This window comes from Gracilibacillus sp. Marseille-QA3620, from assembly GCF_054950035.1.
The window spans coordinates 1,081,829-1,096,367 of the sequence record NZ_CM143102.1 but is presented as its reverse complement, the minus strand read 5'-3'; the positions used below and the strand labels follow the sequence as shown (position 1 = coordinate 1,096,367).

The following is a 14,539-nucleotide window of genomic DNA, read 5'->3' as shown; positions in this document are numbered from 1 at the left end:
GTTTGTTATTTAACAATTATGTACTTAGTTTTTGTTACTTATTGTGATGACCATTCCTTCTCTAGCTGCTTACCTCCTATTTTATCACAAGAATATAACTCATTTCTAAGATTGATGTAAACTTACCAAAAAGTCATAATAAGAGGGTACCATTAATGACAGTTGGAGGAATAAAACATGTCTGAACAAATTGAGATTGAATTTAAGAATTTATTGTCGGATGCAGAATTCGAACGCCTAATTGCGGCGCATCATATAAGCGATGAACAATTTATTGAACAGAAGAACCATTACTTCGACACGCCTAACTTTGCCCTGAAGGACTGCCAGAGCGCCCTTCGTATCCGAGAAAAAAACGGCCGGTATGAAATGACCTTGAAACAGCCTCTGCCTGATGGTCATGGACTGCTTGAGACAAACCTCACGCTTGATTCCGGTGCAGCGAGAGCCCTCCTTTCAGGAGAAACTATTCAAGAGGGTCCAGTTTATGACAAAGTCCGGTTAATGGGCATTGACCCAAATCTTCTCTCTTGCTTTGGAACTTTAACGACTGCCAGAGCTGAAATCCCTTATGAAGATGGACTGCTTGTTTTTGATAAGAGCACGTATTTTGATGTGACTGATTATGAGCTTGAATTTGAAGCCAATCATTATGAGAAGGGAAAAATAATCTTTCAGGAATTGCTCCAAACGGCAAACATTCCAGCGCGGGCAACCGATAATAAGGTCAAACGCTTTTTCATGGAGATGCAAAGAGTGAAAAAACTTGAGGAGTGATCAACATGAGGGCAAGTGACTTGCCTATCGCCCTGCAAATACAGGCACTTCAATCCTTTTCAACACTTGGAAGCCAAAACAGCAACACCCGGCCAGAAACAGCAGCCCTATTTCAATCTATGCTTGGAGAGGCGCTTTCTAGTTCCAGCAATGATTCTTCATCACTTGGGCTTGGAACAATCGCAACCTTGATTCATTCCGGGCTTGGCAGCTTAGAACCGACATCAAGCCAAACGATTAAAGCATCATACAATCCTGCAAGCGGGAACTATGACGATATCATCCGTAAAGCAGCAACAACCTATGATGTACCTGAAAAGTTAATACGCGCTGTCATCAAACAAGAAAGCGGATTTGACCCTGACGCGGTCAGTATGGCAGGTGCTTCCGGATTAATGCAGTTAATGCCTTCCACCGCCTCCTGGCTGGGGGTATCTGATGTCTTTGATCCGCATGATAATATTATGGGTGGAACGAAGTATTTACGGAATATGCTCTCCAAGTATAACGGAGATATCACACTTGCGCTTGCAGCCTATAATGCCGGACCTGGTAATGTGGATAAATACGGGGGAGTTCCTCCTTTTGAGGAAACAAAAAACTATGTCAACAAGGTGCTGCATCAATATTATGCGTAAGGAAGGTGAGCGAACATATGCTCATCTTTTTCTTTTATTTGCTCAGCAATTCGCGGTCGAAAAGCAGGATATTGGAAAATTAAGGTCCCCCTTGCTAAAATTATGGTTATATGTAAAACCAATTATAAATAGAGGAGAATGATGTATGGCTGAAGTAAATCTGACACCATACGAGGCATTGGGAGAAGCTAAATTACATGAATTAGTGAATGAATTTTATGGTAATGTGGGATCCCATCCGCTTCTAGCTCCCATTTTTCCGAAAGACCTGAGCGAAACAGCACGTAAACAGAAGCAGTTTCTCACTCAGTTCCTTGGAGGACCGTCCATCTATACAGAAGAACATGGACACCCAATGTTGCGAGCAAGGCATATGCCGTTTGAAATAACACAAAAACGGGCAGAGGCCTGGCTGGAGTGTATGGAAAGAGCGATGGATACAGTAAATGTGGAAAATCCATTGAGAGAGTATATATTAGGGCGGCTGACGATGACAGCCCAGCATATGATTAACACAAAAGAATCCTTTGGAAGCGGTGATTTTTATGCCAAATCATAAAGCGTCCTCTTCCAATTGGCATGATTGGTCTACCGTGCATCATTTTTTCAAGCCTCTTGAAAAGCCTTTAGAAATCTATGTATTTATTGACCCTACCTGCCCTTCCTGCTTCAGATTAGATCGCACGCTCAAACGTCTGAAACTAGAATACGGCCATTATTTTGCGCTCAAGCATGTCTTCAGCAAGCAAACTCATACACGGCTGCCTGAGAAGTCAAGGACCTCTCAATCAGGCATTTCGTGTGAGAAGCTATGGATTGAGAAGGAATTTGCTGGTCATATTACATCAATTGCCATTAAGGCAGCAGAACTTCAAGGTAAAAAAGCAGGATATCGTTATTTCAAGAAAATACAAGAATCCCTTTTTATAAACCAGGAATGCGTAGATGCGCTTGATACACTTCTGACTTGTGCAGAGAAAGCAGATATCGACTATGATGAATTCGTTCGAGACCTTCAATCAGATAGTGCCATTAAAGCTTTGGAATGTGATTTGAAGATAACAGAGGAAATGGATGTTCAGGACCTCCCTTCCCTTGTCTTCTTCAATCAGAAGATGGAGGAAGAAGGCATCAAGGTCGCAGGCTCTTATCCATATGAGATTTATGTGCAGATACTTGAGGAGATTTTAGGATTCCAGCCGAAAGCCAACGCATTGCCTGCCTTGGAAGAATGCGCAAAGGAATTTGAGGTAGTCACCACATCCGAGCTTAGCTATATTTATCAAATGGAGCCTCATGAGGTTGAACGTGAAATGAAGAAATTAATGTTGAAGCAGGCAGTTGAGCATATTCCGCTGCAATCAGAAACATTTTGGAGATATAGGTAAAAATTTCAAAAAGCCCTTTTACTATATTATATAAAAATAAAATAAATACCTGAATATACAAGAAGAAGACTCTGTAATCGGCCAGAGTCTTCTTCTTCATACGAACAAAGGGGATGGGAGAAATTTTTCACGGTCAAACAAAGGGGTAAATGTTTGCTAGTGATCAACTTCACAATATTAATATAGCAAATCCTCATGAATCTGACAAGCATTTTGTTCACCGATTCACAAAAATGTCACATTCATTTCATAAATTTGCGTGCCCGCCATACGATAATAATAGGCAGCATCGAAATTTTATTAACTAAAGGGACGGATTCTTTATGAAAAAATTTTATCTCATCGGCTTGCTATGCCTCATCATGATTTCTTTCTTCCTGCAGCTTCTCGGGCTGATGCATGTCATCCCGCTTTACATTTCCTCTCCTATACTTTTTGCTTCATTCCTGATTTTTATTTGTGGTATTCGGCATAAGAAACGGTTTAAAGGATTTTAGACCAGACGAAAGAAAGCGGAGGGGATATATGCCCTCCGCTTTTACCTTGTTTATTTATTTAACAGCTGTTCCAATTCGGTTAATTTTTCTTCAAACACTTTGCATGCCGCCTCAATTGGCTCCGGAGACGTCATATCCACTCCGGCTTTTTTCAGCACTTCAATCGGGAAGTCACTCGATCCAGCCTCAAGGAATCCTAAATAGCGTTCTACTGCAGGCTGCCCTTCCTCGAGAATTTGACTGCTCAAGGCTGCAGCAGCACTGAAACCAGTTGCATATTGATAAACATAGTAATTGTAATAGAAATGTGGAATACGAGACCATTCTAAGCCGATTTCCTCATCAATCACAATATCCTCGCCAAAGTACTTCTTATTCAAGTCATAATACGTTTTTGTAAAGCTTTCAGCCGTCAGAGCAATTCCGTCCTGAGCCATCTTATGAATTAAATGCTCGAATTCGGCAAACATGGTTTGGCGGAATACTGTGCCTCTGAAGCCTTCGAGGTAATGGTTCAATAAGTAAATTTTCTTCTGCTCATCGTCAATTTCCTTTAATAAATAATCATTCAGTAAAGCTTCGTTTGTTGTTGAGGCAACCTCTGCAACGAAAATGGAGTAATCTCCATATTGATAAGGCTGATTCTTTCTTGTGTAATAGCTGTGGACAGAATGACCAAATTCATGTGCGAGTGTAAACAGATTGTTCACATTATCCTGCCAGTTCATTAAGATATACGGATTCGTTCCATATGCCCCTGAGGAATAAGCCCCGCTCCGTTTGCCGCGGTTCTCATGCACGTCCACCCAGCGGTTATCAAAGCCCTCTTTCAAAACAGATACATAATCCTCACCAAGCGGTGCCAACCCTTTTAAGACATAATCCTTCGCTTCCTCATATGGAATCTCCATCTTTACGTCCTTGACAAGCGGCGTGTACAGATCATACATATGAAGTTCATCAACACCTAGAATTTTCTTTCTCAGGCTGACATAGCGGTGCAGCAAATGAAGATTATCATGAATGGCACCTACTAAATTCTCATAGACACTTTCCGGAATATTATTGGCAGAAAGCGCCGCTTCACGTGCGGATGAATAATTACGAACCTTTGCATAGAAATTATCCTTCTTAACCGTTCCTGCAAGTGTGCTTGCAAATGTATTCTTATATTGGCCGTATGTCTTGTACATCGCTTCAAACGCATCTTTACGCACACGGCGGTCAGCGCTCTCAAGGAATCTTGTATACCTTCCGTGAGTGAGTTCAACCTCCTGACCATTTTCATCCTTAATAGACGGGAAGCGAAGATCGGCATTATTCAGCATGCCGAATGTATTGGATGAGGCACTTAACGCTTCTGATGCCTGCGCTAATATTGCCTCCTGATCAGCAGACAGCACATGCGGTCTTTGCAAATTAATTTCTTTCAGTACTTGTGCATAAAGCTTTAACTCTTCCTTCTCTTCCATGAAGCGATTGATTGTTTCTTCATTGATTGAAAGAATCTCCGGTACGATATAAGAGAAAATGCTGGAAGCCTGTGAATACAGATTCTTGGCCCTGTCATCCATACCTTGATAGAAGGTGTTACCCGTATCTTGGTCATACCTCATGTGAGAATATGTATATAAGCGGCCAAGACGTTCTGTCATCTCATCCTGAAATTGCAAGGCATCCCATAATACATCTGCACTTTCGCTTAATTTACCTTGATATTGTTTACCCTTTGGAAGAGATTCCTGAATTTCCTTGAATTCATTCTCCCAAGCTTGATCTGTTTCATAAATATCCTCAAGCCTCCATGTGTCCTCCACCGGGATATCATTACGTTCTGGCAATTGGTTTACATCTGCTGCCATTTCATTCCCTCCATTTCATCACATATCTAAATTAGTTTCGCCATAAATCATTGTGTTCCTCTTTTAAAAAGTCCAGCACCACCTGATTAATCGTAGAATGCTGCATCTCTTTTGTCAGAAACCCTTCCTCTATTATATAGCTATTTTCTTTATTTTTTATTAAATATTCCGTTTTTTCAAGAAATCTCATATATTCCTCTACCGGAGCGAAGAAGGGTATCTTTACGCTGGGCAGGCTCCTGATCACTATCTCTCTTTTACGTAGTCTATCCATAAAATGCCGGCGGATTCCCCAGTGTGTAATTTCTCCATGCTTTTGCTGGCAATTAAGCAAATCCATGAAGACAAGCCCTTGCCAATGATGCGGTGCACTTCCATACAGAAATGAACTTTTGAGGGGAATGCCAATCATTTTCGGCAGCATGCCTTGTATGCCAATGGAATAGAGGCTGCGAAGAAGTGGATTCTTGGCTCCTTGATACCTCCACTCATTCCGAATCAGACTTTCACGCTTTCTCATCCACTCCCGTATATACAAGAAAGGTCTTGCTCTCGGCCTCAGCCATTGTCGGATAGTACGTCCTTTTAACGGAAGCCTTTCAGCTTGTCCAAAAAATATTTCTTTCGTAATAGGTATGAGATTTCGAAGTAGAAGAACGGTTTTAGGGTTTTGAGGATCAAAGAATAAGAGGTATAAATCTCCTGAGGGGGATAATCGAATGGCCGATTGGAGAGATGCCGGCAGTGACCACTCCATACTGCCTTTTTTCTTAAGAAGGGGTAAATGGAAAATCCAAACTGGTTCAATGCCTTCCTCCTGATAGCCCATTGTCCTTTCGATAAGTCTTTCTGCAGAAAGAGCTGAGCATTGGAACTCAATCGCATAGTCTAGTCCATCCGCATGAACGGCAATATCCGCTCTTTGGGAGATGGAATGGTAATATTGCTCTAACACAGCCCTTTCCGCCCATTGTAATGCCCATTCATAAATCAGATTTTTCCCTTCTAAATGAATAATGGATTCGGGTTCATCCATGCCTGGACAACGCTCTTCTCTTTGATGGGCAAAATGAGGAATACGTCTGCTTCCCGCCTTGAACAGTACACGCTTTTGGCAAATGGGGCATTTGAATATTCGATTCTTTCGTTCTGCCAAATGGGTCGAATGAACAAGTCTTCCTTCTTCGTCGGCCGCTATCAACATCCAAACAGCTCCTTTCTAGAATTAAGGTCATTATTCTAATTCTAGAAAAGGGCTGATAATCCTCCTATGCAAGCAATTATAAGAAGGGAGATAGCAATCTTGATAAGGACTCAAAGAAACGTACGAAGAAGTTGCGGTTCTGAAAGGTTTCACTGTGAAGTTCATTAGAGACAAGCAAGTCATGCAAGTAATCGTGAACAAGCTTTTTGACACTGTTGGTGCGATACAAGAACGCATTCACCTCAAAATTTAAATGGAAGCTCCGCATATCCATATTGGATGTACCAATTGAAGCGAGCTGCCCGTCTACAATCATAATCTTAGAATGCATGAAGCCTTCCCTGTATTCATAGATTTTCACCCCAGCTTCAAGTAATTCAGGGTAATACGACCTGGAGGCATGGAAGACAATACGGCTGTCAGGGTTGCTAGGCGCCAGCAGCCTTACATCAATTCCGCTCAGAGCCGCAACCTTTAAGGCGGAGAATATATCCTCATCCGGTATGAAATAAGGGGAGGCAATCCATACTGATTCTTTCGCTGACGTGATCATAGAGAAGTATATATTTTTGATTACACTCCATTCATTATCAGGCCCGCCTGCAAGAACCTGAACTCCGCCATGAATTTCATTCGGCGTTTCCTTCGGCATTAAATAATCTTCCGTCAAGAAGCTATGGTCGGTCATATAATACCAATCTTGAATAAATATTAACTGCAAGGCTCTGACACCCTCACCCTTCAATCGTAAATGAGTGTCCCGCCAGAACCCAATTGATTCATCCTTTCCTAAATACTCATCCCCAATGTTCAATCCGCCGACAAAGCCAATATAGCCATCCACGACGATAATTTTACGATGGTTACGGAAATTAAATTTATTATTTAAGAAGGGAATCTTCACGGGTCCAAATGCAACCACTTCTATCCCCCAGGCTCTCATTTCACGGATGAATTTAGCCGGAAGCCTCCAGGAACCGACATCATCATACAAGAACCTGACTTTCACCCCTTGCTTCGCTTTCTCAATTAGAATATCTTTTATCTCTGACCCCAATTCATCATTTCGTACAATATAATATTCCATATGTATATGATTCTCTGCTGAACGTAAGGCTTCTTTAATTGCCTCGAATGTTTCCTGGCCATTTGTCAGAACTTCTGTTTCAGTGGAGATAGAAATATTCGTATTGCCGAGTTTTTCAGCGAGTCCTAGAAGTTTATCGTAGTCATCATCCCCAATCGCTGGATGTGTATAGCCTTCTTTCGGAGCTTTACTCCCTAAATAAACCTTTTTATCAAGGAAGTATTTCTTCTTGAACATTCTCTCCTTTCGATAATTGCGACCAAATAATAAATAAAAGATAAATCCTAACAATGGAAAAGCGCCTAACACTACAAGCCAGGCCAGCGTCTGCGTCGGATGCCGATTTTCCATAAAAATAATAAAACCGATAAAGATAACTGATAATGTCCCTCCAATACTGATGTACTGGACAAGATCACTCTGAATATTCTCGCGGTATAAATAAGTAACAATAAAAATGGTTAATAAGAATAAAATGATTTTAACCGTGGTCTTCATGCCTATTCACCCTAATCCTCAAAATGTAGTACGACCTTCCTCTATACCCATTTTCAGGGTTTTTGACCCCTGCTTGCTATTAAAGAATAATAAAAAGCTAGTTCCCAAAATGGAAACTAGCTGATTACAATCATGCAAAATATTGATTAACTGTCTTAAATACATCTTCCTGTATAATGACAGAACCATATTCCTCAATTCGATGAATGGTTACCCTTGATTCATCCGAATACTCTAGAAGGATGGATAAAATATTGTCTATTTCATCTTCTTCAAATTCCCCTTCAGGGAATTCAACATAAAGATAGTATTTATTCTCAAAGGAGTATAGTTTCGTGAGTACTCCATGGACTCCATTTGTTTTGCTGAGTGCCACAACATCCTCAAAATCTTGGAAAGTAAGGACAAACTGAAGCGGTCCTTCTTCTACAGCTTGTTCATCCATTGATTGCTCCGGATGAAAATGTTCATTCAGCATTGATTCAATCTTCAGATCAACCGCATTGGCTGGGTCGTCAATCGGCAAGTCGAACTTTTGGCCGTCCTTGGAGAGTTGAGCACGCGTAACTAACACTTCTAATCCTTTTTCAAGTGCTTGGATTTGAATCCAAAGTGGACCTTCTACTGTAAAATCCTCTTCTTCGTGCACTTCATCCATCATTTCCCAGAATAGTTCTTCGCTGCGGTCCCGGTTATACCAGATCTCTTCACGATCGAAGCCGCGCTTCTCTATGTCTCCGTATGAAATATAGAATTTCACAGTGTTTTCATTAATACGCTCGATTTCCATGATTCACTCTCTCCCTTCTGGTTTGAGGTCAATTGAAGGGATTACCCCCAAACTAGGTTGTTATATCTTTTCCCTGTTTTAAAAAATGTTAATCATGGATGAACCTTTCGTCAAGTGTGGTCCTAGTTATATTTTATGATAAATATATGGCAGAGGGAAACAAAATAACCTATTTTTATTAAAATAAACAAAAAGCCCATTTAAATGAACGTGAAAAGCCCCTTGCTGCTTAACAAGGGGCAGAATGTAATGCAGTTAGTTTACTAGGCGTTGAGCTTCGCGAAGTTGAAAGGTTCTGACTTTCCGAGGAAGGAATCGTCTAATTTCATCTTCATTATAGCCGACCTGTAATCTCTTTTCATCGATAATGATTGGTCTTCTTAACAAACCTGGATTTTGCTGGATAATGGTGAACAGTTCTTGCAATGGCAGATTATCTAAGTTCACATTCAGCTTCTGGAATGTTTTTGAACGTGTAGAGATGATTTCATCTGTTCCATCCTCTGTCATGCGAAGGATTTCCTTAATCTCATCAAGACTCAATGTTTCTGAGAATATATTACGTTCTTTATATGGAATATCGTGTTCTTCTAACCACGCTTTTGCCTTTCTACATGACGTACAGCTAGGTGATGTGTATAGTGTTACCATTCCCTGTCACTCTCCCTATCGTTATAGTTCGCAAATCCATCAGTGGCTTTATATTCGACTATGTAAAGTTATAGGTTTATAATATTGGTAATGTGATTATATTGTAATTATTATAAATAAGAAACACATTAAATTTATTATACATGATAAATATTGGGTTGGGTAGATTTTTTTAGAAAAACCTGCCTCAATTTCTCAATATTACACAAAACATAATATTGATGAAATATTTGTCATATTAACCAAATCTAAAGTACCATTTCTATGGACTTAATAGGAAAGTATTTCAATCCCCTTATACTATTTAATACCCGCTGCCAATTGCGAGTAAACATCCCTTACACAGGTCAAAAGCTGAGGCAATTACACCTCAGCTTTTGATTTCTTCTAATATATCTGCCTTATCAACATGAATCTTTAAAGCCTGCTCTGTCGGTTCAAACGAACGGCCATATAGTTCTTCATCCCTGTACGTGTGAAGCTCCCGATATACATCTTGCATTCCCTTTAATACATCATGCTCCATGAGTGCAGGGTCCGGGGACCAATAAAGAATCTCAAGCTCCACTTCCTCCTCTGTTGCTGGGGAGGTTTTTTTATAATAAACAGAGCTCGCATGCTGGAAGCCTTCACGTTTATAAAAACGAAGTCTCCTTTCTGTGTCTTGCTCCGTTTCATTAACTGGCTCAACTTCGAGAAAGATCGGCTTACCCTTCAGCTTCAATTGCTCAAGCAGCTTCTTTCCTATCCCGTTGCCTCTCACATTGCCAATGACATATAAATAATCAATGAAGATAAACTCATCTCTTTCTGCATACAGTAGAATATGGTTTTTTCCTTCATCAATGTAATAATTCTTGTTTTTATTATTCAATAGAGCATCAAAATGTTCCTTAGATTTCATTTCTTCCTTTGGGAAATACTCTTTTAGTTTATTGTACCAAGTCATGTGTCTTGTCTTCTCTCCTTTGATTTCTGGTTGCACTTAAGTCAAACGGCAACACGCATTTTTACATTCTTTACACTTTTTCCCTTTTCATCTGCTAAATAACCGACTAGAATGGAATTGTAAAGAACTTTACATTCATGAAATATATTGGAGGGACCCTTGAATGACCGAATATGCAGTTGATTTCTTCTTGTTCGCTTTATTTGTCATTGGTTTAACGGCCTTTATGGGCCCGCTTACAAACGGTATCGGCCATCTCCTCTCCCCTCGTCAGAAGAGAAACTCCTTTGTGAAACAAACAAGCCTGTCACAAGCAGGATTCAAGTCGGTCGGCGGCAAGCCAAAGTAATAAAAAAGCAGCGAGTCCGCTTCGGTCTTGCTGCTTTTCTTCATTTTATGGTGTATAGTCCACCCCAGGGGTGTATCGATTACCGGAATTCCATAGAAGGAATTCATCTATTCCTTCCTCATTCAACGCCTTGATTTGAGCCTCTACTTCTTCTTTTCCATAAGGCATATAATTGCCCTTGCCAAGCCACGTAGCGGTGAAATCCTGAATCCAAGGCCTTGATACCGGTGGATTCTTCAATTCACCAAGCTTTTTATTCTCAAGCTTGGCATATTCTTTAATCAGCTGGTATGGCTCAAGGTCTGGCTTCGTGATACCAAAATAAGAGGTCCAATGACTTGGATAGATCATCGAGGAAATGACATCAACATGCTCTGAGATCTTCGAGAAATTCTGTCCAATTCCTGGTGCCTCCGGCAAGGTTGCCGAATACCCGAATATATCAACGGACACTTCAACATCATAAGGCTCAAGCTTCTCCTTCGCATAAGCCACAAAGTCCGTTACAGCATTCACTCGGTGCTGTACATTATCTACAGCTTTATCTCCGTAATCGCCGACGGAATATTTAAGCTCATTATCCCTTCTTTCAAATCCTTCAGGAAAACGGACATAATCAAATTGGATCTCTTCAAAGCCCATCTTAGCCGCTTCAATCGCGATGTCGACATTATAATCCCATACTTCCTTCACAAATGGGTTTACGAAGGACTCCCCGCGTCCATTCTTCCAAACCTCTTCCCCGTCCTTAAAGGACCATTCCGGCTTCTTGTTCGCTAAATAGCTGTCCTTAAAGACAACCACACGGGCAATTGGATATATTTCCCGCTTTTCCATATCCTTCAGCAATTTCTCCGGATTCTTAATCAAGTTCATTCCCGCTTTTGCATAAGGCTTCGACTCATCCGGCAGATAAGTCAAATTCCCGCGGTCATCCTTAATATCAATGACCATCGCATTCAAATCTGTCGACTCAATTAATTGGACAAGTTCTTGATATTTGCTCCCGCCGGCAGAATTGCCCGTTACATAAACTCCCCGAACCGCATCTGGATAGGTAAAGGAATAGTTCCCCCCTGGAAAGCGATTCATATCAGCCGGCACTTCCTTGTTCTCAATGCTAATCTTTTGTTCACTATGTAATTTAACCTGTCTGCCCTCAGCACTCGCCTCCGCACTCCATGCAGAAAAAGCGAGCAGATTCAACAAAATCAACTGTTTCACTATTCTCATTCTTCCCATCCACTCCTCTCTTTTCCATTTACCACCATTCATTATACACTATTCTCCAAATTACACAGAATTATGTATCTTTCATCTGGCATTAATCCACTGAATATTCCTTCTGTTCTTTTGTAAATGAAAACGAATAAACGGACATCTCTTAGACTAAACCGGCTGCCATGCTGCTTCTTTTCCTCCAAAACTCATCAAAGAGGATATAGGCTATCGCACCAATGGTACCAAGGATATTGAAAAATAAGTTACTTTCCTCCAGAGATAAAAATAGAGACAGGGATAAACAATAGATTAGCAGTTTTATAGCCATTCGATGACGCTCGTTTTGAGCAAAATAAGCAAAACATTCACCAATGATCGAGGATACAAATCCAAAACGAAACACTAAAAGGGAGGTGTACATAATCGTTATTAACGTAAAAGGTATGATGTCGACCAATTGAATTTCTTCTATAAATAGTAGAAACCCAACAAAGAGGAATGCAATAAAGACTGTTACAACTAAGACAGTTAATAAATTTCGTAGAATGATTTTGATCAAAAGTCCTCCAATAAATATTTGTCCTCTCAATAATTTTACAACTATTTACAAATGCATTCAACTTACACCAACAAAAAAATTCTCCCCGAAAAGGGAGAATTCATTCAATAATTTCTACTATGTCTCAGTCTTCTTCACTCTCGTAAAGACATAGGCTGTAATCCAGGCGGTCATTGGAATAACTAATGCCACTCCAGTGCCTGCACAGAATATTGTCATCATTTCGGCACTGAAAATCTTCGAATTGATGATTTCACCAAAGGAATAGTCTAAATCCTTAAACCAAATCAACAGGGCCATATACCCGCCAAAAAAGGCAAAGAATAATGTATTAGCACTTGTACCTAAAATGTCTTTACCAATTTGGATGCCGAACGAGAAGAATTCTTTCCTGCTCGCATAAGGATGATGGAAGCGCATCTCAAACATTGGAGAAGAGATAGCCATGGCAGCATCCGTTATCGCACCGATTGTACTCATGATAATAACAGATGCAGCAATCTTCACAAAGTCAGTTCCTATGTAAAGGGAGAAAATCGTCAACTCCTCCACTTCTTCTTCTCCGAATCCTTGTATCTTCGAAGCATCAGTCAGAACCCATATGAATGCAAGCAGAACAATAATGGTCAAAAGCGAAGCAAGAAAGGCTGTTTTTGTTTTTGTATTTATTTCATTAATAAAGAACAAATTTATGCAGCCAATAATCACGCAGGCAATAAACGTTACGATGATTGGGTCAGCCTGCGGAATTAACATGATAATGACTGAAATCATCAGAACCATAAAGTTGAAGAATATTGCAATAAAAGACCTGGCCCCTTTTCTCCCTCCGATGATCAGCATAAGGATAAACAACAGAAGCGCCAGTGACACAAGTGTATTCATAGCCTGCTCCTTTTTCGATTAATAAAGAAAATCGCCGTATATAATCCAATCGGAATAGTGATGACGATTCCAATTCCTCCCGCAAATGCTCTAGCCATCTCTAATGAAAGATTCATTGAAAGGGTAAATCCAAGAGGGGATGCATTCTTTAAATACAGGATTAACATAGGAATTGACCCGCTTATATAAGCGAAAAATAAAATATTGGTCATTGTCCCCATTATATCCTTGCCAATCTCAAATCCAGATGTCTGCAGTGCTTTAACCGATATATCAGGCTTCTTTTCATAAAGTCCAAAGATAGAAGAAACAAGCGTAATAGCCACATCCATGACAGCACCAAGCGACCCAATGAATAACCCAGCCAGGAATACTATCCGGTATGGGCTCGTCAAGAATTGCATTTCTTCATAGCGCAGACCGCTGTCCTTCGTCATTTCCATCACAAGAAATGTCAGACAAAATGATACAAAAGTCCCAAGCAAGGTCGTTATAATAGCAGCAAAGGTCTTCTCATTAAGGCCATTGACAAGTATAAGAGAAATAACAGTAAAAATAACAACAGAGCCACCACAAATCCAGAGTAAACTTATGCCTGTGCCCAGATAAACATCCAATGCATAAGACAAGATGGCCGCATTCACCACAAGACTAATAACCGCAAAAAAACCCTGTTTCCTTCCAACAAATAAAAGCGTTAAAATGAACACCCATGCCGCCAGCAGCACATAGTGATCTCTCTTTAACGACTGGATGGTGCCAGTGAGCGAATCAGTCTCACTTGATTCCTTAATAGTGACAAAAACATCGTTGCCAACTTGATAATCTATATCATATGCTCCCGAATCAGAATACATATTGGTTAAAGAAATCACCTGACCCTTTAGATCACCATTTCTCATGACTGCTTTCATTTCCTGCGTATAGAGGGAATCATGATTCTCAAATCGATCCAATAAGTCCTCCGTATCAACAGTCTTTACCTCTGTCACTTCTGCTATAGGCTTATCATAAAGTGCATGATTATGATTCACAAACACAATAGAAGAAAGGATGCAAATCGCAAGCAGGAGAGCGCGAAATAACGGTTTATTTACTTTCAACAAGAAGCTACGCAAGACAACACCCCCAGTACTAGAATCTTACTATATGTATTGGAGTTAGAATAGCAAGACTTTGTTTCC

At 40.4% G+C, this 14,539-nt stretch carries 16 protein-coding genes; 6 read left to right on the top strand and 10 right to left on the bottom strand.

Features of this window, described 5'->3' with window-relative positions:
- The first annotated feature begins 177 nt into the window (after positions 1 to 177).
- The 5 genes from ACY8DX_RS05595 to ACY8DX_RS05575 all read left to right on the top strand — a co-directional run bounded on the left by ACY8DX_RS05595 (position 178) and on the right by ACY8DX_RS05575 (position 3,300).
- Entirely contained in the window at positions 178 to 777 is a 600-nt protein-coding gene (locus tag ACY8DX_RS05595) for a CYTH domain-containing protein (RefSeq protein ID WP_049671758.1), read from the top strand.
- Between the two features lie 5 nt (positions 778 to 782).
- Positions 783 to 1,415 (top strand): lytic transglycosylase domain-containing protein, encoded by a 633-nt coding sequence (locus ACY8DX_RS05590; RefSeq protein ID WP_049671759.1) that lies wholly within the window; start codon positions 783 to 785, stop codon positions 1,413 to 1,415.
- Between the two features lie 145 nt (positions 1,416 to 1,560).
- Positions 1,561 to 1,974 (top strand): globin domain-containing protein, encoded by a 414-nt coding sequence (locus ACY8DX_RS05585; protein ID WP_049671760.1) that lies wholly within the window; start codon positions 1,561 to 1,563, stop codon positions 1,972 to 1,974.
- On the top strand, positions 1,961 to 2,803 hold the full coding sequence (locus ACY8DX_RS05580; RefSeq protein WP_053103770.1) for a DsbA family protein: 843 nt from the start codon (positions 1,961 to 1,963) through the stop codon (positions 2,801 to 2,803). Before ACY8DX_RS05585 ends, ACY8DX_RS05580 begins: the two co-directional genes overlap by 14 nt.
- 323 nt (positions 2,804 to 3,126) lie before the next feature.
- Positions 3,127 to 3,300, top strand: coding sequence for a hypothetical protein (locus ACY8DX_RS05575; protein WP_197089942.1), 174 nt, complete (start codon positions 3,127 to 3,129; stop codon positions 3,298 to 3,300).
- A 50-nt stretch (positions 3,301 to 3,350) separates the two neighbouring features.
- On the opposite strand, the gene pepF is transcribed toward ACY8DX_RS05575, so the two are convergent.
- The 6 genes from pepF to ACY8DX_RS05545 all read right to left on the bottom strand — a co-directional run bounded on the left by pepF (position 3,351) and on the right by ACY8DX_RS05545 (position 10,377).
- Positions 3,351 to 5,162, bottom strand: a complete 1,812-nt coding sequence (gene pepF / locus ACY8DX_RS05570) for an oligoendopeptidase F (protein ID WP_049671761.1) — start codon at positions 5,160 to 5,162, stop codon at positions 3,351 to 3,353.
- A gap of 31 nt (positions 5,163 to 5,193) precedes the next feature.
- On the bottom strand, positions 5,194 to 6,366 hold the full coding sequence (locus ACY8DX_RS05565) for a competence protein CoiA (RefSeq protein WP_049671762.1): 1,173 nt from the start codon (positions 6,364 to 6,366) through the stop codon (positions 5,194 to 5,196).
- Between the two features lie 76 nt (positions 6,367 to 6,442).
- Positions 6,443 to 7,951, bottom strand: coding sequence for a cardiolipin synthase (gene cls / locus ACY8DX_RS05560; protein ID WP_049671763.1), 1,509 nt, complete (start codon positions 7,949 to 7,951; stop codon positions 6,443 to 6,445).
- A 130-nt stretch (positions 7,952 to 8,081) separates the two neighbouring features.
- Entirely contained in the window at positions 8,082 to 8,741 is a 660-nt protein-coding gene (mecA, locus tag ACY8DX_RS05555) for an adaptor protein MecA (protein ID WP_049671764.1), read from the bottom strand.
- Positions 8,742 to 8,996: 255 nt separating this feature from the next.
- Positions 8,997 to 9,392, bottom strand: coding sequence for a transcriptional regulator SpxA (spxA, locus tag ACY8DX_RS05550; RefSeq protein WP_049671765.1), 396 nt, complete (start codon positions 9,390 to 9,392; stop codon positions 8,997 to 8,999).
- A gap of 370 nt (positions 9,393 to 9,762) precedes the next feature.
- On the bottom strand, positions 9,763 to 10,377 hold the full coding sequence (locus ACY8DX_RS05545; protein WP_462406336.1) for a GNAT family N-acetyltransferase: 615 nt from the start codon (positions 10,375 to 10,377) through the stop codon (positions 9,763 to 9,765).
- A gap of 127 nt (positions 10,378 to 10,504) precedes the next feature.
- On the opposite strand from ACY8DX_RS05545, the gene ACY8DX_RS05540 reads away from it, so the two are divergent.
- Positions 10,505 to 10,690, top strand: coding sequence for a hypothetical protein (locus ACY8DX_RS05540; RefSeq protein WP_049671767.1), 186 nt, complete (start codon positions 10,505 to 10,507; stop codon positions 10,688 to 10,690).
- Positions 10,691 to 10,735: 45 nt separating this feature from the next.
- Here the strand turns inward: ACY8DX_RS05540 and ACY8DX_RS05535 are convergent, their stop codons facing one another.
- The 4 genes from ACY8DX_RS05535 to ACY8DX_RS05520 all read right to left on the bottom strand — a co-directional run bounded on the left by ACY8DX_RS05535 (position 10,736) and on the right by ACY8DX_RS05520 (position 14,473).
- Positions 10,736 to 11,923 carry a putative glycoside hydrolase gene (locus ACY8DX_RS05535; RefSeq protein WP_439802329.1) on the bottom strand — a complete coding sequence of 396 codons (1,188 nt, stop codon included), beginning with the start codon at positions 11,921 to 11,923 and terminating at the stop codon, positions 10,736 to 10,738.
- Positions 11,924 to 12,074: 151 nt separating this feature from the next.
- Positions 12,075 to 12,470, bottom strand: coding sequence for a hypothetical protein (locus ACY8DX_RS05530; protein ID WP_462406335.1), 396 nt, complete (start codon positions 12,468 to 12,470; stop codon positions 12,075 to 12,077).
- Between the two features lie 117 nt (positions 12,471 to 12,587).
- The gene (locus ACY8DX_RS05525) at positions 12,588 to 13,355 is read right to left on the bottom strand and encodes a YibE/F family protein (protein WP_049671769.1); all 768 of its coding nucleotides are present in this window, start codon (positions 13,353 to 13,355) and stop codon (positions 12,588 to 12,590) included.
- Positions 13,352 to 14,473, bottom strand: coding sequence for a YibE/F family protein (locus ACY8DX_RS05520; RefSeq protein ID WP_439802189.1), 1,122 nt, complete (start codon positions 14,471 to 14,473; stop codon positions 13,352 to 13,354). Before ACY8DX_RS05520 ends, ACY8DX_RS05525 begins: the two co-directional genes overlap by 4 nt.
- Between the last annotated feature and the right edge of the window lie 66 nt (positions 14,474 to 14,539).

Bases quoted from the DNA above. Each gene is read 5' to 3' on its own strand.
- ACY8DX_RS05580 (WP_053103770.1), top strand. From the start codon at position 1,961: ATGCCAAATCATAAAGCGTCCTCTTCCAATTGGCATGATTGGTCTACC.
- ACY8DX_RS05535 (WP_439802329.1), bottom strand. From the start codon at position 11,923: ATGAGAATAGTGAAACAGTTGATTTTGTTGAATCTGCTCGCTTTTTCT.
- cls (WP_049671763.1), bottom strand. From the start codon at position 7,951: ATGAAGACCACGGTTAAAATCATTTTATTCTTATTAACCATTTTTATT.
- pepF (WP_049671761.1), bottom strand. From the start codon at position 5,162: ATGGCAGCAGATGTAAACCAATTGCCAGAACGTAATGATATCCCGGTG.
- ACY8DX_RS05585 (WP_049671760.1), top strand. From the start codon at position 1,561: ATGGCTGAAGTAAATCTGACACCATACGAGGCATTGGGAGAAGCTAAA.
- ACY8DX_RS05540 (WP_049671767.1), top strand. From the start codon at position 10,505: ATGACCGAATATGCAGTTGATTTCTTCTTGTTCGCTTTATTTGTCATT.
- ACY8DX_RS05565 (WP_049671762.1), bottom strand. From the start codon at position 6,366: ATGTTGATAGCGGCCGACGAAGAAGGAAGACTTGTTCATTCGACCCAT.
- spxA (WP_049671765.1), bottom strand. From the start codon at position 9,392: ATGGTAACACTATACACATCACCTAGCTGTACGTCATGTAGAAAGGCA.
- ACY8DX_RS05525 (WP_049671769.1), bottom strand. From the start codon at position 13,355: ATGAATACACTTGTGTCACTGGCGCTTCTGTTGTTTATCCTTATGCTG.
- ACY8DX_RS05590 (WP_049671759.1), top strand. From the start codon at position 783: ATGAGGGCAAGTGACTTGCCTATCGCCCTGCAAATACAGGCACTTCAA.
- ACY8DX_RS05575 (WP_197089942.1), top strand. From the start codon at position 3,127: ATGAAAAAATTTTATCTCATCGGCTTGCTATGCCTCATCATGATTTCT.
- mecA (WP_049671764.1), bottom strand. From the start codon at position 8,741: ATGGAAATCGAGCGTATTAATGAAAACACTGTGAAATTCTATATTTCA.
- ACY8DX_RS05595 (WP_049671758.1), top strand. From the start codon at position 178: ATGTCTGAACAAATTGAGATTGAATTTAAGAATTTATTGTCGGATGCA.